26 protein-coding genes and 1 riboswitch are annotated in these 23,786 nt (G+C 61.7%); of the genes, 7 read left to right on the top strand and 19 right to left on the bottom strand.

Going from position 1 to position 23,786, the window contains the following annotated elements:
• The 6 genes from J7I86_RS10825 to J7I86_RS10800 form a co-directional block, all read left to right on the top strand.
• Positions 1-500 (top strand): transketolase-like TK C-terminal-containing protein (locus J7I86_RS10825; RefSeq protein ID WP_396019864.1); only part of this gene is annotated, 500 nt, incomplete at its 5' end.
• 208 nt (positions 501-708) lie between these two features.
• Positions 709-1,953 (top strand): CdaR family transcriptional regulator, encoded by a 1,245-nt coding sequence (locus tag J7I86_RS10820; protein ID WP_214819561.1) that lies wholly within the window; start codon positions 709-711, stop codon positions 1,951-1,953.
• 88 nt (positions 1,954-2,041) lie between these two features.
• Positions 2,042-2,971 (top strand): ACP S-malonyltransferase, encoded by a 930-nt coding sequence (locus J7I86_RS10815; RefSeq protein WP_214819683.1) that lies wholly within the window; start codon positions 2,042-2,044, stop codon positions 2,969-2,971.
• Positions 2,968-4,029 (top strand): beta-ketoacyl-ACP synthase III, encoded by a 1,062-nt coding sequence (locus J7I86_RS10810; protein ID WP_214819559.1) that lies wholly within the window; start codon positions 2,968-2,970, stop codon positions 4,027-4,029. The genes J7I86_RS10815 and J7I86_RS10810 overlap by 4 nt, the downstream gene beginning before the upstream one ends.
• A 117-nt stretch (positions 4,030-4,146) precedes the next feature.
• Positions 4,147-4,392, top strand: a complete 246-nt coding sequence (locus J7I86_RS10805) for an acyl carrier protein (RefSeq protein ID WP_011692310.1) — start codon at positions 4,147-4,149, stop codon at positions 4,390-4,392.
• Positions 4,393-4,524: 132 nt separating this feature from the next.
• The gene (locus J7I86_RS10800) at positions 4,525-5,760 is read left to right on the top strand and encodes a beta-ketoacyl synthase (RefSeq protein ID WP_214819557.1); all 1,236 of its coding nucleotides are present in this window, start codon (positions 4,525-4,527) and stop codon (positions 5,758-5,760) included.
• Between the two features lie 135 nt (positions 5,761-5,895).
• Here J7I86_RS10800 and J7I86_RS10795 read toward each other — a convergent pair whose 3' ends face one another.
• The 17 genes from J7I86_RS10795 to J7I86_RS10715 all read right to left on the bottom strand — a co-directional run bounded on the left by J7I86_RS10795 (position 5,896) and on the right by J7I86_RS10715 (position 19,367).
• Entirely contained in the window at positions 5,896-6,399 is a 504-nt protein-coding gene (locus J7I86_RS10795) for a DUF3145 domain-containing protein (RefSeq protein ID WP_018776197.1), read from the bottom strand.
• A gap of 271 nt (positions 6,400-6,670) precedes the next feature.
• Entirely contained in the window at positions 6,671-7,597 is a 927-nt protein-coding gene (locus tag J7I86_RS10790) for a tyrosine recombinase XerC (protein WP_214819555.1), read from the bottom strand.
• Between the two features lie 61 nt (positions 7,598-7,658).
• A complete protein-coding gene (gene dprA / locus J7I86_RS10785; protein WP_214819553.1) occupies positions 7,659-8,891 on the bottom strand; it encodes a DNA-processing protein DprA in 1,233 nt (410 codons plus the stop codon).
• Complete coding sequence (locus J7I86_RS10780; protein ID WP_214819552.1) at positions 8,888-10,429, bottom strand: YifB family Mg chelatase-like AAA ATPase; 1,542 nt, start codon at positions 10,427-10,429, stop codon at positions 8,888-8,890. The genes dprA and J7I86_RS10780 overlap by 4 nt, the downstream gene beginning before the upstream one ends.
• Positions 10,429-10,794 (bottom strand): YraN family protein, encoded by a 366-nt coding sequence (locus tag J7I86_RS10775; RefSeq protein WP_214819681.1) that lies wholly within the window; start codon positions 10,792-10,794, stop codon positions 10,429-10,431. Before J7I86_RS10775 ends, J7I86_RS10780 begins: the two co-directional genes overlap by 1 nt.
• A 116-nt stretch (positions 10,795-10,910) precedes the next feature.
• Entirely contained in the window at positions 10,911-11,255 is a 345-nt protein-coding gene (locus J7I86_RS10770) for a DUF2469 domain-containing protein (protein ID WP_214819550.1), read from the bottom strand.
• Between the two features lie 67 nt (positions 11,256-11,322).
• Complete coding sequence (locus tag J7I86_RS10765; RefSeq protein WP_214819679.1) at positions 11,323-12,117, bottom strand: ribonuclease HII; 795 nt, start codon at positions 12,115-12,117, stop codon at positions 11,323-11,325.
• A gap of 17 nt (positions 12,118-12,134) precedes the next feature.
• Positions 12,135-13,004: a signal peptidase I gene (gene lepB / locus J7I86_RS10760; RefSeq protein ID WP_214819548.1), complete on the bottom strand. Its 870-nt coding sequence runs from the start codon at positions 13,002-13,004 to the stop codon at positions 12,135-12,137.
• On the bottom strand, positions 13,005-13,685 hold the full coding sequence (gene lepB, locus J7I86_RS10755) for a signal peptidase I (RefSeq protein WP_214819546.1): 681 nt from the start codon (positions 13,683-13,685) through the stop codon (positions 13,005-13,007).
• Positions 13,686-13,765: 80 nt separating this feature from the next.
• On the bottom strand, positions 13,766-14,119 hold the full coding sequence (rplS, locus tag J7I86_RS10750) for a 50S ribosomal protein L19 (protein WP_014922079.1): 354 nt from the start codon (positions 14,117-14,119) through the stop codon (positions 13,766-13,768).
• 267 nt (positions 14,120-14,386) lie between these two features.
• Positions 14,387-15,187 carry a tRNA (guanosine(37)-N1)-methyltransferase TrmD gene (gene trmD, locus J7I86_RS10745; protein WP_214819544.1) on the bottom strand — a complete coding sequence of 267 codons (801 nt, stop codon included), beginning with the start codon at positions 15,185-15,187 and terminating at the stop codon, positions 14,387-14,389.
• Entirely contained in the window at positions 15,188-15,742 is a 555-nt protein-coding gene (rimM, locus tag J7I86_RS10740; protein WP_214819542.1) for a ribosome maturation factor RimM, read from the bottom strand.
• 131 nt (positions 15,743-15,873) lie between these two features.
• A complete protein-coding gene (locus tag J7I86_RS10735; protein WP_011775119.1) occupies positions 15,874-16,116 on the bottom strand; it encodes an RNA-binding protein in 243 nt (80 codons plus the stop codon).
• Between the two features lies 1 nt (position 16,117).
• Positions 16,118-16,537 (bottom strand): 30S ribosomal protein S16, encoded by a 420-nt coding sequence (gene rpsP, locus J7I86_RS10730; protein ID WP_017199647.1) that lies wholly within the window; start codon positions 16,535-16,537, stop codon positions 16,118-16,120.
• Between the two features lie 236 nt (positions 16,538-16,773).
• Positions 16,774-17,211: a hypothetical protein gene (locus tag J7I86_RS10725; RefSeq protein WP_214819540.1), complete on the bottom strand. Its 438-nt coding sequence runs from the start codon at positions 17,209-17,211 to the stop codon at positions 16,774-16,776.
• A 122-nt stretch (positions 17,212-17,333) separates the two neighbouring features.
• Positions 17,334-18,206: a VOC family protein gene (locus J7I86_RS10720; RefSeq protein ID WP_214819539.1), complete on the bottom strand. Its 873-nt coding sequence runs from the start codon at positions 18,204-18,206 to the stop codon at positions 17,334-17,336.
• A gap of 78 nt (positions 18,207-18,284) precedes the next feature.
• Positions 18,285-19,367 (bottom strand): amidohydrolase family protein, encoded by a 1,083-nt coding sequence (locus J7I86_RS10715; protein ID WP_214819537.1) that lies wholly within the window; start codon positions 19,365-19,367, stop codon positions 18,285-18,287.
• Positions 19,368-19,449: 82 nt separating this feature from the next.
• Positions 19,450-19,557: riboswitch (TPP riboswitch) on the top strand.
• Between J7I86_RS10715 and thiC the strand changes: the two genes are divergently transcribed.
• Positions 19,553-21,421, top strand: coding sequence for a phosphomethylpyrimidine synthase ThiC (gene thiC / locus J7I86_RS10710; protein ID WP_214819535.1), 1,869 nt, complete (start codon positions 19,553-19,555; stop codon positions 21,419-21,421). Its footprint overlaps the riboswitch before it by 5 nt.
• Here thiC and J7I86_RS10705 read toward each other — a convergent pair.
• Together J7I86_RS10705 and ffh are read right to left on the bottom strand one after the other, a co-directional pair.
• Entirely contained in the window at positions 21,404-22,126 is a 723-nt protein-coding gene (locus tag J7I86_RS10705) for an alpha/beta fold hydrolase (protein WP_214819533.1), read from the bottom strand. The genes thiC and J7I86_RS10705 overlap by 18 nt on opposite strands.
• Before the next feature lie 64 nt (positions 22,127-22,190).
• The gene (gene ffh, locus J7I86_RS10700) at positions 22,191-23,771 is read right to left on the bottom strand and encodes a signal recognition particle protein (protein ID WP_214819532.1); all 1,581 of its coding nucleotides are present in this window, start codon (positions 23,769-23,771) and stop codon (positions 22,191-22,193) included.
• Between the last annotated feature and the right edge of the window lie 15 nt (positions 23,772-23,786).

The raw sequence follows: 23,786 nt of genomic DNA, 5'->3' as shown, positions 1-23,786 counted from the left end.
ACATCCTCGCCTCCGGCGTCTCCGTCCCCTGGGCCCTCGAAGCCGCCCGGATCCTCGCCGAAGACTGGAACGTCGCCGCCACCGTCTACTCCGTAACCTCCTGGAACGAACTCCGCCGCGACGGACTCGCCGCCGAAGAACACGCCTTCCTCAACCCCGGCCAACCCGCCCGCACCCCGTTCATCACCGAACAACTCGCAACCACCACCGGACCGGTCATCGCAGTCTCCGACTACATGAAAGCCGTCCCCGACCAAATCCGCCAATTCATCCCCAACGACTTCGCCTCCCTCGGAGCAGACGGCTTCGGCTTCTCCGACACCCGCCAAGCCGCACGCCGCTACTTCAAAAACGACACCCACTCCATCGTCGCCAAAACCCTCCAACTCCTCGCCGCCAAGGGCGAAGTTGAAGCAGGTGCGCTGGAAAAGGCGATCGAGAAGTACCGGCTCCTGGATGTGAACGCCGGTACCACCGGCGGAGCAGGCGGCGACGCCTAACTGATTGTGGGGTGACCCCTGCAAACACCAGCACTAACCGCGACGGCGGCCTCCACCACAAAGGTGAGGGCCGCCGTCGGGCTTTAACCGGGTGAGGGCATGCTTGAACCGGGTTGAGGCATGCTTGCCAAGGACGTGACCAGCAACAACATGAGTTGTAGCCTTCTCACAAATGGAGCTTGTCCGGGATGGGCCGTATGCTCGTTCCATGGCAGAGCCGAGCAAAACCACCACCAAGCGCAAGGCAGCGCCCCAGGCATTGTCACCCGAAAAGGCCGAAACCCTGCGGCAACTCCGCGCCAATGTGGGCCAACTATCCACCAGCACCATGCGGCAACTGGAGAAATCACTGCCGTGGTATGGCCGTCTGAGCTCCGATGAACGCTCTGCCTTGGGCTTGGTGGCCCAGAACGGCATTGCTGCCTTCGTGACGTGGTACGAGCGTCCCAGCTCGCCGTCGTGGATTCTCACTGACGTCTTCGGCAACGCCCCTACTGAGCTGACTCGATCCATTAGCCTGCAGAAGGCCCTGCAACTGATCCGGATCGTTGTGGAAGTCGTGGAGGACCAGGTTCCTGTTATTGCGCCGGAATCGGACCAACCTTCACTCCGCGAGGCCGTATTGCGCTATTCGCGGGAAGTGGCCTTCGCGGCCGCCGATGTGTATGCGCGGGCGGCGGAATCCCGTGGATCCTGGGACACACGCCTCGAGGCGTTGATCGTTGACGCAATCCTGCGCGGTGAAAACACCGATGCTTTGCGGTCCAGGATCGCAGCCCTCGGCTGGAAAGCCCAGGAGCGATTCACCGTCATGGTGGGGAATTCGCCCTCGGAGCCAAGCGCAAGCTACGTCAGCGAACTACGCCGTACCGCCGGGCGCTTCGCAGAGGACGCGCTGGTGGGAATCCAAGGTGACCGGCTAATTCTCATCCTTGGAGGTGTGCAGGACCGCGACACCGCCTACGTCAAACTCAGTGAACTCTTTGCCCCCGGCGCCGTGGTCTACGGCCCTGAAGCAGGCTCCTTGCTGGAGGCGAGCGGCTCCGCTCAAGCGGCATTCGCGGGGCTCACCGCAGCCCGCGCATGGCCTTCCGCGCCGCGCCCCGTAGCTGCCGACGACCTCCTTCCGGAGCGTGTTGTTTCCGGTGACGACGCCGCCCGCAGATCACTGATCAAGAACATCTACAGGCCACTGCTGGCCGCCTCGAATGGCCTCGTTGAGACCCTGGGGACGTACTTGGAGCTCGGCCACTCGCTGGAGGCCACGGCGCGGGAACTGTTCGTCCATGCCAACACCGTGCGCTACCGTTTGAAGCGTGTCTGTGACGTGACAGGCTGGGATCCCCTCCTTCCCAGGGAGGCGTTTGTGCTGCAAACGGCGCTGGTGGTAGGCCGTCTTTCAGCCCAACCAAAAGCCGCTTCCGAACGTCATGCGTCACGTTCACAGAACTGAACCGTTGTAGACTTCCTACAAACTGACCCAGTGAGCTTGGTGTACCAAAACACCAGTGGATCACGTGGCAATTTGGAAAGCTGGATACGTGCTTGCAATCGTCTGCCCTGGACAGGGCTCCCAGACCCCCGGATTTTTGGCCCCTTGGCTGGAACTCCCCTCCATCGAAGGCCACTTGGCCGCCCTGAGCGAAATCGCAGGCATTGACCTCAAGGCCCACGGAACCACTTCGGATGAAGAGACCATCAAGGACACTGCCGTAGCGCAGCCCCTGATCGTTGCTGCCGGCCTGGTTGCCGCCAAGTCCTTGTTCGATGTGGAACTCAGCACCCTTCCTGTCATTCTCGCCGGGCATTCCGTTGGCGAAATCACGGCTTCAGCCCTCGCTGGCGTCCTCACCGAGTCCGAGGCCATGACCTTCGTTCGGGAGCGCGCCAACAGCATGGCCGCAGCGGCTGCTGTGACACCCACGGGCATGAGTGCAGTTGTGGGCGGAGACCCCGCCGAGGTCCTGGCAGCGATTGAGGCCGCCGGCGCCACTCCGGCCAACGTCAACGGGGCCGGACAAACAGTTGCCGCGGGCACGTTCGAACAACTCAAGGCATTGGCAGATAACCCGCCGGCGAAGGCACGCGTGATCCCCCTCAAGGTTGCAGGGGCATTCCACACGTCCCATATGGCACCGGCAGTCAGCGCCCTCGAAGCTCTCAAGCCGTCTTTGGCACCGCAAAACCCGGCTGTGCCGCTGCTGTCCAACTTCGACGGCAAGGAAGTTACGGCAGGTGCTGCTGCCGTAGAAAGCTTGATCGCTCAGGTCTCCCGGCCCGTCCGTTGGGATCTATGCATGGAAACACTGGTGGAGCGCGGCGTTACCGGCGTGATTGAACTTGCCCCTGCCGGCACGCTCGCAGGGCTCGCCAAGCGCGGCATGCCAGGCGTCAAGACTGTTGCCGTCAAAACCCCGGATGACCTGTCCGCGGCTCTCGCACTCTTCGCAGAACTGGAGGGACAGGCATGAGCACTCCCGTGTTGAACAAGGCTGTTGTCAACGAGAATGCGCGCATCCTGGGCATCGGCGCCTACCGCCCGGACGTCATCGTCACCAATGACGACGTCTGCCAGTGGATCGATTCCTCGGATGAATGGATCCGCCAGCGCACCGGCATCATCACCCGCCACCGCGCTGCTGCTGACGTCAGCGTCATCGACATGGCCGAAGGCGCTGCACGCGAAGCGCTTCAGCAAGCCGGAATTGAAGCGTCCCAGCTGGGCGCTGTGATCGTGTCAACCGTGACGCACCCCTACGCGACGCCCTCCGCTGCCGCTGCACTCACCGAGCGTTTGGGTGCGACGCCGGCACCGGCCTTCGACATCTCCGCCGCCTGTGCAGGGTACTGCTACGGCGTGGCCCAGGCCGACGCCCTGGTCCGTTCAGGTGCGGCTCAGTACGTCCTGGTTGTTGGCGCGGAGAAGCTCTCCGATGTGATCGACAACCACGAACGCACCATCTCGTTCCTCCTTGGTGACGGCGCAGGTGCTGTGGTGGTCGGCCCATCCGACACTCCCGGCATCGGCCCCTCGGTCTGGGGTTCGGACGGCAGCAAGTGGGACGCCATTGGCATGACCCACTCTCTTGAGGACGTCAAGAAGCTGGGCGAATCCGCGCGGCACTCCGATGAAATCGACGACCCCGCCATTCTTTCGGCAACTCAGGACGTTTGGCCCACTCTGCGGCAAGACGGTCAGACCGTGTTCCGCTGGGCCGTCTGGGAAATGGCCAAAGTCGCCCAGCAGGCCTTGGATGCCGCCGGCATCGAAGCCAGCGACCTCGCTGCCTTCGTTCCCCACCAGGCCAACATGCGCATCATCGACGAGATGGTCAAGAAGCTCAAGCTTCCCGAATCTGTTGTCATCGGCCGCGACATCGCCCAGGCGGGAAACACGTCCGCGGCATCCATCCCGTTGGCAACACACCGCTTGCTTCAGGAGAACCCTGAGCTAAGCGGAGGCCTGGCCCTGCAAATCGGGTTCGGCGCCGGACTGGTCTTTGGCGCGCAGGTAGTGGTTCTGCCGTAGACCGGGCCTCCTCCCGGCTACCAACAGCCAACTGAATACGACTTACAAACCCAAGCCGCAACCCGCGGTTTGCCCCCTTTCCGGCAGTAGCCGGTCCAACAAGAAAAGGAGCCAACAATGGCTAGCAACGAAGAGATCCTGGCCGGCCTGGCTGAAATCGTCAATGAGGAAACCGGCCTCGCCACCGAAGCCGTGGAGCTGGACAAGTCCTTCACCGAGGACCTGGACATCGACTCCATCTCCATGATGACGATCGTCGTCAACGCTGAAGAGAAGTTCGGCGTTCGCATCCCGGACGAAGAGGTCAAGAACCTCAAGACCGTCGGCGACGCCGTCAGCTTCATCGCCAACGCACAGGCTTAGTCCTGACACAAGCTGTGCCGGGCCGGGAATTCTTTCCTTGCGCCCGGCACAGCCGCAGTAACACCCATAGATTTTCAAGCCTCCCCCTGTGAACCGCGCATGCGGGACGGCTATCCGACAGAGAGTGATCGCATGGCACGCAAAGTAGTCATAACCGGTCTGGGGGCCACCACTCCCATCGGCGGCGACGTACCCACAATGTGGCAGAACGCGCTGAAAGGGGTCTCCGGCGCCCGCACGCTCGGCGACGAGTGGGTGGCCAAGTACGACCTCCCGGTCCACTTTGCTGCCCGGGCCTCGACGCCGGCACTTGAGGTCCTAAGCCGCGTTGAGGCCAAGCGCATGGACCCCTCCACGCAGTTCGGCGTCATCGCAGCCCGCGAGGCGTGGGCTGACTCCGGCATCGAAGAAATCGACCACGACCGGCTCGCTGTAGCATTTGCCACCGGTATCGGCGGCGTCTGGACTCTCCTTGATGCGTGGGACACGCTCAGGGACAAGGGCCCCCGCAGGGTCCTGCCCATGACCGTCCCCATGCTCATGCCCAACGGTGTGGCAGCAGCGGTCAGCCTCGACCTCGGCGCCCGCGCCGGAGCACACACTCCCGTTTCGGCCTGTGCATCCGGCACCGAAGCCCTCCACTTGGGCTTGGACTTGATCCGTTCCGGAAAAGCGGACGTTGTGGTGTGCGGTGGTGCTGAAGCAGCAATTCACCCGATGCCCTTGGCCGCGTTCTCCTCCATGCAGGCCTTGTCCCGTCGCAACGACGAACCGGAACGCGCTTCCCGCCCGTACGACCGCGACCGTGATGGCTTCGTCATGGGAGAAGGCGCCGGCGCTTTGGTTCTCGAGGCCGAAGAGCACGCAATCGCCCGAGGCGCGCGCATTTACGCTGAACTCGCCGGAACATCCGTGACTGCCGACGCTTACCACATCACAGCACCGGACCCCGAGGGCCTGGGAGCCACCCGTGCGCTCAAAGCGGCAATGTTCGATGGCCGAATCCAGGCGGAGGACGTGGTGCACGTCAACGCGCACGCCACCTCGACTCCCGTCGGCGACAAGCCGGAGTACACAGCCCTGCGCGCCGCTCTGGGGACGCACGTGGACAGTGTGGCGGTCTCCGCTACTAAGTCGCAGATGGGCCACCTCCTGGGCGCTTCAGGAGCTGTTGAGGCCGTACTGACCGTACTCGCCGTCTATGAACGCAAGGCTCCTGTCACCATCAACCTCGAAAACCAGGATCCGGAGATCCCCCTCGACGTCGTGACCTCCGTTCGCGATCTTCCCACCGGAGACATCGTGGCATTGAGTAACTCGTTCGGCTTTGGCGGCCACAACGCCGTCATCGCAGTGCGTAACGTCTGAGCCGGACTCCTGCCGCCAAACATGGAGGCACAGGAGTTTAGACATGAGAAGGGCCCCACCAGCAGGTGGGGCCCTTCTCATTGCTATGAGGAGACGCTGAGTCAGTACTTACGAGCAATACTACTGAAGGCCGCGCTAACCAACTTGGTGCAACCAGCGCACGGGGGCACCTTCAGCTGCGTGGCGGAAGGGCTCCAGTTCCTCATCCCACGCTTCACCCAACGCCAATGAGAGCTCATGATAAACAGCGGAGGGGTCGCCCGCACCGGACTCATAGGCGTAGCGGATGCGGTCCTCGGTGACCATGATATTGCCGTGCACGTCAGTGACGGCATGGAAAATGCCCAGCTCCGGGGTGTGCGACCAACGCGCACCGTCCACCCCTTGGCTGGGTTCTTCGGTCACCTCGTAACGCAAGTGCGCCCAGCCCCTTAGAGCGGACGCCAATTGAGCCCCCGTACCAGGCGCGCCGGTCCACGAGAGCTCGGCCCGGAACATTCCCGGCGCAGCCGGTTGAGGGGTCCACTCAAGATCGGTTCGCTTATCGACGACCGATCCAATGGCCCACTCAACGTGCGGGCAAAGTGCCGTAGGGGCCGAGTGCACGAACAAGACACCACGCGTTGTTGCAACAGACATTCCATCCTCCATAGCTGTAGGTACGTCTTCCCCAACGACCTCTGCCTGGATGTTTGCTGTTGCTGCCGGATGCCTTGTAACTCAAGGGGCCCTGACAGGCTATTTAGTTTTTCGTGGACTGCCTGGTTTGTGAGTACTACTACTTTGTCACTGCTACAGACGATACTGGCACAGATCTAACCCTCAACCGTGAATTGAAGGTTTCCCCGTGGTGCTTTCATTTTGCCGTACCCTGCCCGTTTCCGCCAGTGCGGCACATAAGGGGCTACGCTCAGGCCCTTGGGTGCGCTTGCTGGTAGCTCTTCCGGAGGCGGTCCACGGATACATGGGTGTAAATCTGCGTGGTTGCAAGGCTGCTGTGACCAAGGATTTCCTGCACTGCACGCAAGTCAGCTCCCCCGTCCAGTAAGTGGGTAGCCGCGCTGTGCCTGAGCGCGTGCGGCCCTGTGGCAGATGTATCACCCAACGCCTGCAGCAGCTCGCTGACCACAGCCCGGATTTGGCGTGGATCAACCCGGTTGCCACGCACTCCCAGGAACAGGGCAGGCCCGCTCGTGGCAGTCACCACGGCCGGCCTGCCTCGCCGGAGCCAGTCATCCACTGCCACAGCTGCCGGGACCCCGAAAGGGACAGTGCGTTCCTTGTTGCCCTTACCGAGCACCTTCAGCGTGCGTCGATCAGGATCAAGGTCATCGATGTCCAGACCCGCCAGCTCACCAACGCGGACTCCGGTGCCATATAAAAGCTCCACCATTGCCCTATTGCGCAAGGCCATTGGACCGCCTTCAGCGGCCGCAGTGTTCAGATCATCCACCATCCGGGAGACCTGCTGCTGATGAAGGACCCCCGGCAGGGACTTATCCCGCTTGGGCGCCTGCAAACGGACTGCCGGGTCCGTCCCGATGAGTTCCTCCCGAAGCGCCCAACCCGTAAAGGAACGGGCCGTTGCGGCCCGTCGCGCCAGCGTAGCCCTTGCCATGCCCGACTCACTCTGCGCTCCAAGCCAGCGGCGCAAAGAGCCCAACTCCAGTTGCCCAAGTTCCTGGACCCCCTCCGACACCGCAAAACCGAGGAGACTCTCAACATCGGCCAGGTAGGCACGGACTGTATGCACCGACCTGGCACGTTCGCCCTCCAAGTAGCGCCGGAAGCCCTCGACTGCTCTTTGAAGGGCTGCTGGTAATGGTTGTCCGTCCACCCTTCCCACTCTGCCAGCCGCCAGTGCAAACAAGGTGCACCAACATGCGTCCATTACCGGGCTAGGAAGTTTTGGTCCGCTTCCAGGCGCCCCGTTCGGAGCTGGCCAATCCCAGCAGACCCAGCCGGCCCAGGCCCGCACGCACAGCGTCCGCGCTCAGCCCTGCCACCACCGTCAGCTTCTCCACCGAACTTGTGGATCGGAGCGGCAAGGCATCAAGAAGAATCAGATCCTCCAGAGACAGTCCGTCGTGCACGGCAGCGCGGGCGTCCCTGTCCTCACTTATGGTTTCTCCTATGCCGCCGGCAAGCTCAGCAATCTCCCCGACGTCGGTGACACAGACTGCTCCCCCGTCGCGGAGGAGGCGGTGGCAGCCTGCCGAGTTGGCGCTGTGAATGGATCCAGGGACGGCGGCAACAACCCTTCCGATGGTTTCAGCATGATGGGCTGTGTTGAGGGCTCCGGATCTCCATCGCGCTTCTACGACCACTGTCACTGATGCCAAGGCCGCGATAATCCGGTTTCGTTGCAGGAACCTGTACCGGGTGGGAGCGGAACCGGGTGGTACCTCTGACATGACAGCCCCCTGGGTGGATACTGCCCGAAGGAGGTCTTCGTTGCCTGATGGGTAGAAACGATCCACGCCTCCTGCCATGACGGCGATAGTGGGCACGTTGGCAACTCCGCCGCTCAGGGCACCTCGGTGGGCATGAGCGTCAATGCCGTAGGCCCCGCCGGAAACCACGGTAAAACCGCGCTGAGCCAGACCGTATGCGAGATCGCCTGTGACGGATGCGCCATAGTTGGTGCTGTCCCTCGACCCAACAAGGGCGATCGCTTGTCCGGAGGTGGGCAGCGGCTGTTCCTTTCCCCGCCACCACAAGCAAAGTGGCTCTTGGAGGCCAAGTGCTTCCAACTGCTCCGGCCACAGCTCATCGCCCGGAATGATCAACCGGCCTCCCAACCTATGCATGGTTTCAAGGTCCCGGTCCGGCGCGAGGTCTCTAACGCGGGGCGCCCATCGTCGAAGGCTCGCCGGAAGCCCGGCCCATGACGATGCCCCTCCTCCGTCAAGCAGCAGGGCAGAGATCTCCCGTTCCAGGTTTGGCCCTGCTCCCAGCTCTCCGGTTGCGATACCCAAAGTATCCACTGCACCTACGGCACGCACCAATGCCAGGCCCACGGAGTCCTGTGGCTCCATGAGCCGGGCCAGTGCCGCTCTGGCGATTCGTTCCTTGTCTTGCTTCTCCAATACGGCCATGGCCTTGCTTCCCTTCGCGTCCGTAGTACTCATGTCGCAGCCGCAGCTTGCCGCAGGCCCAAAGCCTGACCAATATGATCGATGTCCGGTGTATCGCTGTGCCCCAGATCTGCCAAGGTCCATGCCAGTCGGAGTACGCGATCGTAACCGCGTGCAGTGAGGGTGCCTCGTTCCAGAGCAGTGTCCAGAATCCGAGTGGTCCCTGGAGCCAGCCGCAGCTCACCCCGCAAGGTGCGCCCGGGCACCTGCGAATTGGTCTCAAGCCCCATGTCCAACAAGCGCTCAAGTTGCCGCTCCCTGGCCGCCGTAACCCGTGCAGCGACAGTGCGCGTATCTTCCTCCCTGCCGGCATGGCCAAAGTCGGCCAGAGACACCCGCTCAACCTGCAGTTGAATATCCACGCGGTCCAACAGAGGCCCCGAGATCCGACCAAAGTATCTCCGGCGCATCATGGCAGTGCACGTACAGTCCATGCCTTTCCCGGACGCTTTGCCGCATGGGCATGGATTCGCGGCAAGTACCAGCTGAAATCGGGCAGGGTATGCCGCAGTTCCGGCCGAACGGTGTATGACCAACTCACCGCTTTCCAGAGGTTGCCGGAGGGCATCCAATACCCGGCGTTCATACTCCGGAGCTTCGTCCAGGAACAAGACACCGCGATGTGCACGCGAAGCGGCACCGGGCCTGGGAAGTCCCGAGCCTCCACCGATGATGGCAGCAGAGGTGGCACTGTGGTGTGGATTTTCAAAGGGAGGCCTGCGGATGAGCCTCACGGCCGATGGCTGGACAGCGGCCAACGAGTGGATGGCGGTCACCTCCATGGCCGCCGTGTCAGCCAAGTCCGGGAGCAGGCCCGGCAAGCGCTCCGCCAGCATCGTCTTACCTGCCCCCGGCGGCCCGGTCAGCAACATGTGGTGTCCGCCGGCAGCGGCTACCTCCAAGGCACGGCGTGCCTCGCTTTGCCCCGACACGTCACAAAGATCCGGCACCAATGGAGTCAGTTCCACCTCATTCTCAGGCACGTCCACGTCAACAGGGTTGTAGTCGAGGACGAGGTCTTTTGGATCCGCGCCAAAGTCGAAGGCAAGACGGGCAAGGGTCTTGTAACCGCGAACGTTGGCTCCCGGGACCAGCGACGCTTCCACTGCGTTGGCATCAGCCACCACAACGTCCGGGTAGCCCGCCTGAACAGCCGCCATCACTGCAGGAAGGATGCCACGTACGGGCCTCAACCTGCCATCCAACCCAAGCTCCGCAATGAACACGGTCCCGCCAATTTCGCGGATGTCACCGGCAGCACGGAGCACGGCCATGGTGATGGCGAGATCAAATCCGGAGCCTCGTTTAGGGAGGGATGCTGGAATCAGGTTGGCCGTGATCTTCCGTCTGCTCAGAGGAATTCCGGAGTTTTGGGCAGCTGACCGGATGCGCTCCTTCGCTTCGTTCAAAGCTGCATCGGGTAATCCCAGGATGACGAAGTTCGGGAGGGTTTGCCCGATGTCGGCTTCGACCTCCACGATGTAACCATTGAGCCCCACCAGTGCAACGCAGTAGCTGCGCCCGACGCCCATCAGCCAACACCGCGCAAGTGCTCCAGCTGCGGCTCACCGATGCCACTGTCAATCACGGAAACAACATCGATCCGCCTTCGCAGCGCATTGAGGTCATGTTCCCGGCACCACGACGATGAGAGCCGATGAAGACGCGCTAGCTTGGCTTCGCCCACCGCCTCAAAAGGATGACCGTAATCCAGGCTCTTCCGGGTCTTTACTTCGGCAACAACCAGCGTGTCACCCTCGATCGCCACGATGTCGATCTCACCGTCCGCGCACCGCCAATTGCGGTCGACGATCCGCATTCCCTGGTTTTCCAGAAAATCGGCCGCCAGCGCTTCGCCGTTACGGCCAAGCAGGTCTTTTGCTCTCATGACCACCACCTCCAAGCACCAGCTTTCAGGCTCGTGGGGTGAGGCGGCAGGGGGTCACAGTGCTATGTGGGTAAAGGTAAAGAAGTCAATGCTGTGGAGGAATACTTACGGATGAAAGGAAGGCGTTAGTTGCCCAGATCTCCCAAGTCCCCAAGGCTTCCATCCTTTGGTAAAGCCAGGTCCTCGCTCCGTGGCAGTTCTTCCACATTGACGTCCTTGAACGTGATCACCCGGACATTCTTGACGAAGCGGGCGGAGCGGTAGACGTCCCAGACCCAGGCATCCTGCAAGGTGAGGTCAAAGTAGACTTCGCCGTCCGCGCTGCGGGCCTGCAGGTCCACGTGATTGGCCAAGTAGAACCGCCGCTCGGTTTCCACTACGTAGCTGAACAGACCGACAACATCCCGGTACTCACGGTAGAGCTGAAGCTCCATGTCGGTTTCATAGTTCTCAAGGTCCTCGGCGCTCATAGTTCCATCTTGCACTATCAGCCGGGCAGCACGAGCCACATGAAATAGCAGAGGGGCCAGGGAGGCCTCAGGCCAAGTCTGGCCCGGTGAGGTTCCAGCTCGTTCTGTGATGGATGCTGGGGCCTTGCAGGCGGATGACATCCCGGTGAGCAGATGTGGCGTACCCCTTGTTCACGTTCCAGCCATAAGAGGGTATTTCCGAATGCAGGTCCACCATGATCCTGTCCCGGGCAACTTTGGCCAGAACACTGGCAGCAGCAACACTGAGGCAGCTCATATCCGCTTTGATCCTGGTATGGACAGGTGCTTCGCACAACGGACCGGGCCCCGCGGTGTCAAAGAGTGAGGCTTGCACATCCGGCGACAACCAATTGTGGCTGCCATCGAGCAGGACCACGTCAGGTTTGATGCCACCGGCCAGGATCTCCAGCCAGGCTCGGGTACCTGCCAGCCGCAACGCGGCGATGATGCCAATGTCATCAATTTCCTTGGAGGAAGCGTGTCCCACAGCAGAGGCCACAGCCCACTCACGAACCAGGGGTTCAAGCCTGTCGCGGTCTTCGGGCTTGAGCAGCTTGCTGTCCTTGACGTCAGCCAGGAGGCCATGCTCCTCAAGGTTCACCACAGTAATGCCAACGCTGACCGGCCCTGCCAAGGCTCCGCGCCCAACCTCATCTACTCCTGCCAGCAAGCGCACTCCGGAGGATAAGAATGACCGTTCAATGTCAAGGGTAGGGAAACCCACCGGGTTCTTGGCCTTCGTGGTGGATTTTCCCTTCCCAGTGGATTTGGCCTTTGCCGTGGATTTAATATTCGCCGCGGCCGGGGACTTGCCTCTGGAGCCGGTAGCCGTTGATGCCATCACTTTGCCCAAGTGCCTTACTTAGCCGGGGTACCTTCAGGGACGTCACGGAAGACGTCCTGATAGTTATCGAGGATGGTCCAGCGGTTGATCGGCCACGCAATGACGGTGGCTTTGCCTTCAACATCCTCAATGTTGATGAAACCCCCGTTGACTTCCTGATGCATACGGGAATCTTCCGAGTGGTTGCGGTTATCGCCCATCACCCACACTTTTCCTTCCGGAACAACAATATCGAAGGTCTTCGGCTGCGGTACCTCGGCGGGGTTGATGTAGGTCTCGTTCACCGGCACGCCGTTGATGGAAAGACGGCCCTCTGCGTCACAACAGGAGATTCTGTCCCCGGGAAGGCCGATGATGCGCTTGACCAAGTGCTGATCATTATTATCAGGAGCCAAACCAACGAACTCGAGGCCATCTCCCACCCAGTCCATGGGCCCGGCCGGTTTCGCGGCCACTGGCGGCAACCAAGCCTGGGCATCCCTGAAGACCACCACGTCCCCGCGCGCCAGGTCGAAAGGCCCGGGCACCAGGAGATTGATGAAGATTCGGTCGTTGACGTCCAAGGTGCTCTCCATGGACTCGGACGGAATGTAGAACGCCCTGAACAGGAAAGTCTTGAGAAGGAAGGACAACACCAGCGCAATCGCTACTACGGTGACGATCTCCTTAACCCAGACGAGCACGGGGTTCTTGCGCGGTTTCTCAGCTGCGTGGGATCCGCCTTCGGAATCCCGGGAACGTGACTCGTCCGCCCCCGCGCGGCCGCCAGGCGTGGTGTCGTCCACCGGGCGGGGCTCAGCCACGCCGGCGGTGCTTGCCGTTCCATCCAAGAGCCGGGCGTCGTCGTCGTACCGCTCGGGGTTCTCTGGAGCTTTGTCCGGCATTTACTGTCCGTTCTTCGGTGGTGGTGTTTCGGCCTGCGCTGAGCGAGGCATTTCTGCAAATCTATCAAGTGGCCAGACAATCCGGACCGGTTCACCAATAACGCGATCGACGGGGACCATGCCTCCGCCCGGGGCACCCAGCAGCCCACGGGAGTCAGCAGAACGTGAACGGTGATCCCCCATGAGCCAGAGGCGGCCTTCAGGAACAACGACATCAAATTTCTGTGTGCTGGGATCGTTCCCCGGATATAGATAGGGTTCCTCAAGAACCTGACCGTTCACCGTGAGATGCCCTGCTGCGTCGCAGCATTGGACGTGGTCTCCCCCGACCCCAATGACCCGCTTGACATAGGTGGTGTCGCTGCCGGTGAGCCCGAACCACTGGCTCGCGGCCGACACCGCGTCAACGAACGGTCCCTGACCACTGCTCAGAGGGGCGAAGGAACCGCGGCCGTCGAAGACCACAACGTCCCCGCGACGTATCGGCTCGGAGTTGAAGGCCGTCCGTGAGACCAGGATCCGGTCTCCCTCTTCCAAGAGTGGTTCCATGGATTCGGACGGAATGTAATAAACATCCAGCCACAAGGACCGGACCAAGCCGCTGATGGCGACAGCCAACACCAGTGCGAGCAAAACAAAACGCCAGCCCTGTTTCCGGGGCTGGCGTTCTGATGTGTCCATGACTCGTATCCCTGTTGCGTTGCGGATTGCTCCGGAACAACCGGGCACGAATCCTGGACCCGTTACGTAAGTCGGAAGACTTACTTGGCGAAGTCGCGCTTTTCCTTGATCTTCGCAGCCTTACCGCGCAGTGCGCGCATGTAGTAAAGCTTGGCGCGGCGGACGTCACCCTTGGTGACGACCTCGATCTTGTCGATGATCGGGGAGTGCACCGGGAAGGTACGCTCTACGCCGACACCGAAGGAAACCTTACGCACGGTGAAGGTTTCGCGAACGCCGTCACCCTGGCGGCCCAGGACGAAGCCCTGGAATACCTGGACACGGGAGTTCTTGCCTTCGATGATGTTGACGTGAACCTTGAGGGTGTCGCCCGCACGGAACTCCGGAACATCATTACGCAGCGAGGCTGCATCTACGCTATCGAGGATATGCATTAATCCACTCCTGGTGAACGCCACAGGTCATTCACTTTGGGTTACGGCAGACAAGCCCGGGGCACGAAGGCGCACCGGAAATCTCCGCCGAAGTTTCTTAGTATCCGGCTCTCCCACTGATTGGCATCGCCGGGTTGTCCGACTGTTGGCTGAACTCCCCCTGTGGCAGGTGTCAGCCCAGCAGACACAAGGGTTAATTCTGCCACAGTCGCCCTCATCCGGCCAACCGCCCGGCCTCACGGCAACTTTCGACGGCGGGAAGTGGACTTAGTTCCCGTCCTTGCCGACGGGCTTGGCACGCAGGCGGCCGTCAACGACCTCATACCCGAGGTCTGCCAGGGCCTGCCGGTCCGCGCGACTCAAGACGCCGGCGTCGAAACCTTCCATCAGATCCGGCCTGCGCTCCGCCGTCCGGCGGAACTGCTCGTGGCGCCGCCACTGTGCAATCTTGCCGTGGTTGCCGCTGAGGAGGATCGGGGGGACGTCATGGTCCCGCCATGCCGAGGGCTTGGTGTAAACGGGATACTCCAGGAGGCCATCCGAGTGAGACTCCTCAACCAAGGATTCCGGATTGCCAACCACGCCTGGAAGCAGCCGCCCGATCGCTTCGACCATGGCCAACACTGCCACCTCGCCGCCATTGAGGACGTAGTCGCCCAAGCTGACAGGGCGGACCGTGAAATGATCATGAGCCCAATCGATAACTCGCTCGTCTATGCCTTCGTAGCGGCCGCAGGCGAAGACGAGTTGCTGTTCTTCGGCCAGCTCATAAGCCAAGGCCTGGTTGAACTTCTCCCCCGCCGGCGAAGGAACAATCAGCACCGGCTTGGAGCCTTCACGGACAGCGGCCACCGATTCCAGGGCTTGTGCCCACGGTTCAGGTTTCATGACCATCCCGGCGCCGCCACCATACGGGGTGTCATCCACCGTGCGGTGCTTGTCCGTGGTGAAGGTACGCAGATCATGGACATTCAACTCCAGCAACCCATCCTGGCGGGCCTTGCCGATAAGTGAAAGCTCCAGCGGGGCGAGGTACTCAGGAAAGATACTGACAACGTCGATCCTCATTCAGGCATCATCCCCGGCGCCGTCCTTGGGCTCCCTGGGGTTGTCGTCGTTGATCTCAAAAAGGCCCGACGGCGGTGTGAGAAGGATGTAGCCTTCCTCGACGTTAACCTCCGGAACGATTTCGTCCACGAAGGGAATAAGGATTTCCTTGCCACCGGGAGCCTTGACCGTCAGCAGGTCCTGGACGGGGAGGGTGGTCAGAGCGGCAACTTTGCCCACTACTTGCGAACCAACCCGGGCCTCCAGGCCAACCAGCTCGTGCTCGTACCAGCCCTCGCCGTCGTCTTCGTCGTCGAGTTCCTCGGTTTCAATGAAGAGCTTCGCGCCCCGGATGACCTCGGCAGCGTTGCGGTCGGCAATCTCTTCGAAGCCCAGCAGGAGGATGTCCTTATTCCACCTGGCGCTGCGGATGGTCAGTGGGCCAGCGGACGCGGGCTCCACCACGAACTCGGTTCCGGCGACGAAACGCTCGGAGGGGGCGTCGGTGAGTACCTGCACCGTAACCTCGCCGCGGATGCCATGGGGTTTACCGATCCGGGCCACCTGGAGCTGCATGGGTTCCTCTGAATTCTTGTAGTGCCCGCGCCGTGTGGCGGCAACGGACAGGAAATTGTGGATAAAGCAATCCGGCCCCTCCACCATATTCGGTGAAGGGGCCGGATCTAAGACAAGTAGTGCTGAGCGCGTTACCGGCGACGGTCGGTGTCGACGACGTCGACCCTGACCTGTTCGCCACCAGCCAAGGCTGCAACCACGGTGCGCAATGCACGTGCGGTGCGTCCCTGACGGCCGATCACCCGTCCGAGGTCCTCCTGGTGAACACGCACCTCGAGGGACTCCCCGCGGCGGTTGTTCTTGGCACTGACCTTGACATCCTCAGGGCTGTCGACGATCCCACGGACCAAGTGCTCGAGCGCTTCTGCCAGCAACTTACTCAGCCTCGGTGGTCTCTGCTTCAGCCTCGGCCGGAGCTTCGGCTTCGTCCTTCTTGGCCTTCTTGGTGATGGCTTCCGGAATGATGACGGAACCCTTCTCCGGGGCTACGAAGGCTTCCTTCGGAGCTTTAGTCTTCAGGGTGCCTTCCTGGCCCGGCAGGCCCTTGAACTTCTGCCAGTCACCGGTGATCTTGAGGATCGCGGCAACCTGCTCGGTGGGCTGGGCACCAACGGAAAGCCAGTACTGGGCGCGCTCGGAGGCTACCTCGATGTACGACGGCTCTTCGGTGGGGTGGTACTTGCCGATCTCTTCAATGGCACGGCCATCGCGCTTGGCGCGGGCATCCATGACGACGATGCGGTAGTACGGTGCGCGCATCTTACCGAAGCGCTTAAGGCGAATCTTTACGGCCACTTTTGTGGTCACTCCTGTTTCTGAAACGAGGTTGAACCCGACGTTCTGCACCCGTGGGGCGGGCCATACTTGACGGTTCGAAGGACAAGATACGAGTACGGAGAGAGGGGCCGCACCGATCGAGTACCTGTCTATTGTGCCAGATGCCCGGAGTAAATACGACTTCGGCTAAGCGCGGCGGCGTGTTCTTCCCCACTCCCCCCCATTAGTGGTGCGGCCTTCCGCGAACCAAGGGCTTATTCGGACCAGACGTAGAGCCCGGTGCGCTCCGCCTTTTCAACGTCCGTTGCAAGGGCAGCCAGTTGCTGGACATACTGGCGTGATTGCGCGGCATCGAAAGGCATGTCGTCCTGCGCAGCCCAGGCGGCCGCGACGTCGTCGAGAACGTTGGCGTCGCCTTCGCTCTCATAGGTGAGAAGCTCGGCTAAAGCCCGCACCATTGCTTCGGGGACACCCAAGAGGGCATCACTGGTGACGTCTACCAAGGCAAGCTCGTAGTCAGCCCCGGCGGCGTGGACCGCTTGCCCGGCAAGGTCGCCCAACTGTTCGACTTCGAAGTCGGTAATGCCGTCAATCCGCACGGCCGGGCCGGTCACATCCGCACCTTTGTCCAGAGCTGCTGCCCGCTTGAGTGCTTCATCGTGGGTGGCTACAAAAATTTCGGCAAAGCCCATGGAAAGTACTCTCATTCCTTCGTGCTGACGGGTCGGCGGCACGGAATCCGGAAGACTCCGCACCGTCTCCGTCCAGCCTAGTGCAGCACAACGGGCGCGCGGGCACTCAGGCAGAGAGGGCTTTAGCGGACGGCAACCCGCAGTTTGTTCCGCCAGGGATCCTCAAAGTGAAGCTCGGCTCCGGTGTGATGATGCCGTACAGCCGCAACCTTGAGGCGATCGGCCAGCGCTGCTACGTCGTCACCGCCGGGGACTTCGATCAGCACCTCACCCAGGCCCAGAGTGTCTTTGCGGGGACCTGCTCCACGGCTGTTCCAGACGTTCATGGCCATGTGATGGTGGTAGCCACCCGCGGAAACGAACAATGCCTGGCCGTGCCACCCTGCGGTCCGCTCGAACCCGAGTGTTTCCACGTAGAACTTTTGCGCAGACTCCACGTCACCCACCTGAAGGTGAACATGCCCGATGCCGGCAGCGGCCTCGAGCTGCCCGGTCACGGCCGCTTCACTCAGGTGCTGTTGGAGGAAGCGCTGCGGGGGCAATGCCACATTGTCCATCACCACATTCTTGCCGTCCCACTGCCAGAGCTCACGCGGCTTGTCATAGTAAAGCTCTATGCCATTGCCCTCCGGGTCAGTGAAGTAGAAGGCTTCGCTTACCAAATGGTCAGCACTCCCTGCGAAAGCCCGGGGCTCGTATTCCGCGGCGGTGGCAATCGTCGCGGCCAGCGATGGCTGGTCCTGGAACAGGATGGCCGTGTGGAACAGCCCGGCCTCTCCCCTTGCCGGGACCTGGAGCCCCGCCGCCGGGGCCAGGTGGACCACCGGCTTACCCAAGCGCCCCAGATAGAGTCCGCCGTCTTGCTCGCCCACAACCTCCAAGCCAAGGGCACGCTGGTAGTAGTCGCCCATGACCTTCATGTCGCCCACCTTGAGCATGACGGTGCCCATGGTGAGTTCGGCAGGCAGAAGATCCTGGCTGGATGATGAGGTCATGTGAAGCTCCCGGTTCCGAGGTTGCCGCTCATCGGCACCTTCCTACCTATATAAATTACTTGAAGCTTCAATTTATTCCTAGCGGACCACGTTACCCCGAAGGACTACGTGCTTGAGCCTGGCAATTGTCGCCAGCTCACCTCTCGGATCGTCACTGCACAGCACGACGTCGGCACTCGCGCCTTCGCTGATACCCTCGGCTCCCAGCCACGCCCGGGCACCCCATGTTGCAGCGTGCAGGACCGCCGCCGGCGGCAGGCCGGCGTCGTGCAGTTCCTTCATTTCATCCGCAATCCGCCCGTGCTGGATCACGCTGCCGGCATCGGTACCGGCGTGAATGGATACCCCCGCCTCGAAAGCCTCCAACACGCGCTCATGACGGCGATCCCAGAGACGGAGCATGTGGTCCGCGTACTGCGGAAACTTAGGCGCAGCTTGCGCGGCTATGTCCGGGAAGGTGGCGATGTTGACCAACGTGGGAACAATCGGCACTGACTGTTCCACCAAGCGGGGAAGGTGCCTGGGAAGGAGGCCGGTGGCGTGCTCAATGCAATCGATGTTGGCGTCGAGCATGTGATCGATGGTGTCCTCGCCGAAACAGTGAGCCGTGACCCTTGCACCTTCATCATGTGCGGCTGAGATAGCTTCCTTCACGGTCTTGGCCGGAAAGGAGGGCGCGAGATCCCCAACGCTGCGATCTATCCAGTCGCCCACCAGTTTTACCCAACCATCGCCGTCCCGGGCTTCCTTTCGGACGGTCTCAACAAGTTCGTCCGGCTCAATTTCATGGCCCAGGCCGCGGAGGTATCGTCGGCTCCGGGCGATATGCCGGCCTGAACGGATGAGTCGGGGCAGGTCAGTTCGCTGCTGCACCCAGCGGGTATCGCCGGGCGATCCGCAATCACGGATCAGCAGCGTCCCGGCGTCGAGGTCGGCTTGGGCCTGAAGAAGGGTGGCCTGCTCCTCCACCGCTCCTCCAACACCGAGGCCGATATGACAGTGGGCGTCAACCAAACCCGGCAGTACCCAGCCATCCAGCACCCTGTCCGGCGGGGCGGCGGGACGCTGAAACGTCAATATGCCGTCCACGGACCATAGCCCGTGGCGCTCTTCGTGCGCCGAGACAAGCACGGGGCCCCTGAATTCGATGATGTTGGCCATCACAAAAGCGTAGCCGGGTGGTGCCGCAGAACCCTCCTGATGTATGTGACTGGGCGGCTGCTCGGAGCTGTGGTAGCTTCGTCTACGACCACACGGGGGCCCCTGCAGGGGCTGAGATCGGACTGATGCAGTCTGCGACCGTTGAACCTGTCCGGGTAATGCCGGCGAAGGAAGTGAGTATTCCCTTGAGCACCGCCGAAACACAGCACAGCCCTGTCCAAAATCAGTCCAATGCAAGCCAAAATAAGCTCAACGCGGGTCACAACCAGTCCGTCACGCAGTCGTTGAAATCCCATTCGTTGGCTTGGTTGGAAGATCCCCGCCATGGCATACGGGTCCCTGTCACGGAGATCGCGCTGGAACTGTCCCCCAACGGTCAAGTCAACCAGCCTCTGCAGGTTTACCGAACCGCGGGGCCTGGCAGCGACCCCGTGGTTGGGTTGGAGCCGTTCCGTGCGCCATGGATTGAAGCCCGCACAGACACTGAGGCCTATTCGGGCCGCGAACGGAACCTGCACGACGACGGCAAATCAGCCGTCCGGCGAGGAGCAGCGTCAGCGGAATGGAAGGGTGCGCAACCGGTGCCGCGCCGCGCGGTCCCGGGTAGGACCGTAACCCAGATGCACTACGCGAAACGGGGCATAGTGACGCCGGAGATGCAGTTCGTGGCGTTGCGGGAGAGCTGCGATGTTGAACTTGTCCGCAGCGAGGTCGCCGCGGGAAGGGCGATCATTCCCAACAACATCAACCACCCCGAATCCGAACCCATGATCATTGGCAAGGCGTTCCTGGTTAAGATCAACGCCAACATCGGCAACTCGGCTGTCACCAGTTCCATTGCCGAGGAAGTGGACAAGCTGCAGTGGGCGGCGCAGTGGGGTGCTGACACCGTGATGGACCTCTCCACGGGAGACGATATCCACACCACGCGTGAGTGGATCATCCGCAACTCGCCCGTTCCCATCGGAACAGTTCCCATCTACCAAGCGCTGGAAAAGGTGAACGGCGAGGCCAACAAGCTGACGTGGGAAATCTTCCGCGATACCGTCATTGAGCAATGCGAGCAAGGCGTGGACTACATGACCATCCATGCGGGCGTTCTACTCAGGTACGTGCCTTTGACCGCCAACAGGGTCACGGGAATCGTTTCCCGTGGCGGTTCCATCATGGCCGGCTGGTGCCTGGCGCACCACCAGGAGAACTTCCTCTACACGCACTTTGACGAGCTGTGTGAAATCTTCGCCCAATACGATGTCGCATTCTCCCTGGGCGACGGACTGCGTCCCGGCTCAATTGCAGACGCCAACGACGCCGCGCAGTTTGCCGAGCTGGATACTCTCGCAGAGCTGACACAGCGGGCGTGGGAGTTCGATGTCCAAGTCATGGTGGAAGGTCCCGGCCACATTCCCTTCCATCTGGTGCGCGAGAATGTTGAGCGCCAGCAGGAACTGTGCAAAGGTGCGCCGTTTTACACCTTGGGTCCCTTGGTGACTGACATTGCCCCCGGCTATGACCACATCACCTCGGCCATCGGCGCCACGGAAATTGCACGCTACGGCACGGCAATGCTCTGTTACGTGACCCCGAAGGAGCACTTGGGACTCCCCAACAAGGACGACGTCAAGACAGGTGTCATCACGTACAAGATCGCGGCCCATGCCGCGGACCTCGCCAAGGGGCACCCGGGAGCCCATGAACGTGATGATGCGCTGTCCAAGGCGCGGTTCGAGTTCCGCTGGAGGGACCAGTTCGCTTTGTCCCTGGACCCGGTCACGGCAGAAGCATTCCACGACGAGACGCTGCCTGCAGAACCGGCAAAAACTGCCCATTTCTGCTCCATGTGCGGTCCCAAGTTCTGTTCGATGCGCATCAGCCAAGACATCCGGGACGAATACGGATCGGCCGAGGCGCAGGCTGCCATCTCTGAGATGTACAGCGGCATGCAAGAGAAGAGCCATGAGTTCCTGGCTTCGGGTGGAAAGGTCTACTTGCCGGAGCCTCAAGTCCCCGCGAAACAAGGAAGCAGTGAAGTCGGTTCAGGAAGCCCGAACTGACATTGACCGGCCAACATTGGCGATGAAGGAGCGGATGGCCTGATCGCCGTCAACGGAATCCTGCGGCCGGTGTTCGCCCGCTGCCACACGGCGGAGGGCACCGGTCTCCTGGAGGTACCCGGCAATTTCCTCATATAAAGGTTCCCATCCGCCGGTGAGAACCAGTGTGGGGACGCCCGGCACAATGTGAAGCGGGGCTTCCCATGGCGGTGACTGGAGCCGGAGCCTGCGGGCTGATCGCCGGGCCTCCGGAGTGTCCGGCCCACCGGCCTCGGCCGAGAAAGCACGCCGGTAGAACTCGCGCTGGTAATCGGCGTCGTTAAGCTGGTCCCGGACCTCAAACAAGGGTTCCATGAGGGCCCTGTATGAGGCTGTGGCTGGAAGTTCAGCCGTCAGGGACAGGCAGGACGGCTCAACCAAAGAGAGCGAGTGCACCAGATCAGGGCACTGAACTGCTGCCAACATTGCCGAAATCGCGCCTTGTTCATGGGCAACAATATGACCGCCGCCGGAGTCGGCCAAGGCGTTGATCACGATTGCGACGTCGGCCGGGATGTCGGACTCCACAGGCTCTGCAAGGGCATCAAAGCCGTGCCGCCTCAGGAACAAAGCGTCATAAGCAAGGGCCATGCCATGTTGCTTCGGCCACGCCGCAGCTCCGAAGCTGCCTAGGCCGTGGACGAAGACTACGCGCTGCTTATGCATTGATTCAGCCTATTCCACAGCTCCGACATCCCAACTGCGACGCGGTTGGGATGTCGGCCACGGACTACTTGCCGAGGAACTTGTCGAAGCCCTTGGGAAGATTCATCGATGACGGATCAAAGTCTGCTGCACCCTGACCAAAAGCTGCCCCCGAGGGAGCTGCCGACGCTGCGTTTGCCCGCTTGGCTTCGGCATCACGCAGTTCTTGGGCAGCCTTGGCAGGGTTGCCCGAGCGAGCCTTCTTCTTGGGCGCGTTTTTGCCGCTCTTGCGTCCTCCGCCGGGGCCTCCGAGGCCAGGCATCCCGGGCATACCCGGCATGCCGCCGCCCTGAGCGAGCTTCTTCATCATCTTCTGGGCTTGGGCGAAACGCTCCAGCAGGCCGTTGACCTCGGACACGTGCACACCGGAACCCTTGGCAATACGGGCGCGGCGTGAGCCGTTGATGATCTTCGGCGCAACACGCTCGTGGGGAGTCATGGAGCGGACGATTGCCTCGACGCGGTCAATCTCTTTTTCGTCGAAGTTCTCCAGCTGCTGGCGGATGTTCTGCGCACCCGGCATCATCATGAGCATCTTCTTCATGGAGCCCATGTTGCGGATCTGCTGCATCTGGGCGAGGAAGTCGTCCAGGGTGAAGTCTTCCTGGTCGGCGAACTTCTTCGCCATCCGGGCAGCTTCGTCCTTGTCCCACGCCTTCTCAGCCTGTTCGATCAGCGTGAGGACGTCACCCATGTCCAGGATGCGGGAAGCCATACGGTCCGGGTGGAAGAGCTCGAAATCATCAAGGCCTTCACCGGTGGACGCAAACATCACCGGCTTGCCAGTAACGGACGCCACCGACAGCGCGGCACCGCCGCGGGCATCGCCGTCGAGCTTGGACAACACGATGCCCGTGAAGTTGACGCCTTCATCGAACGCCATAGCCGTGTTCACGGCGTCCTGGCCGATCATGGAGTCGATGACGAACAGGACTTCGTTAGGAATGATCGCCTGACGGATGCGGCGGGCCTGATCCATCATCTCGGCGTCGACGCCAAGACGACCGGCGGTGTCAACAATCACGACGTCGTGCAGCTTCTGACGCGCTTCCTCCACACCTGCCTTGGCTACGGCCACGGGGTCGCCGGCAGGGTGCTCAAGCTCGGACGTTGCGCCCGGGTGCGGAGCGAACACCGGGACGCCCGCGCGCTGTCCCACAACCTGGAGCTGGGTCACTGCGTTGGGGCGCTGAAGATCACAGGCCACCAGCATGGGGCTGTGCCCCTGGGACTTGAGCCACTTGGACAGCTTGCCGGCCAAGGTGGTCTTGCCGGCACCCTGGAGGCCGGCGAGCATGATGATGGTGGGGCCGGTCTTGGCCAAACGGATGCGACGGGTTTCGCCACCAAGGATCTCCTTGAGTTCCTCGTTGACGATCTTCACGATCTGCTGGCTCGGGTTCAATGCTCCCGAGACTTCGGCGCCCAGGGCGCGTTCGCGGATACGGCCGGTGAACTCGCGGACCACGGATACTGCAACGTCCGCATCCAGCAGGGCACGGCGAATCTCACGAACGGTGGCATCGACATCAGCCTCGGTGAGGCGGCCCTTGCCACGAAGGTTCTTGAAGGTTGCTGTCAACCGGTCAGAGAGTGAATTGAACACGCGCCGTGCACTTCT

The organism is Arthrobacter sp. ISL-95 (assembly GCF_018613695.1).
Taxonomy (GTDB): Bacteria; Actinomycetota; Actinomycetes; order Actinomycetales; family Micrococcaceae; genus Arthrobacter.
This window is presented reverse-complemented; position numbering and strand designations above follow the sequence as displayed.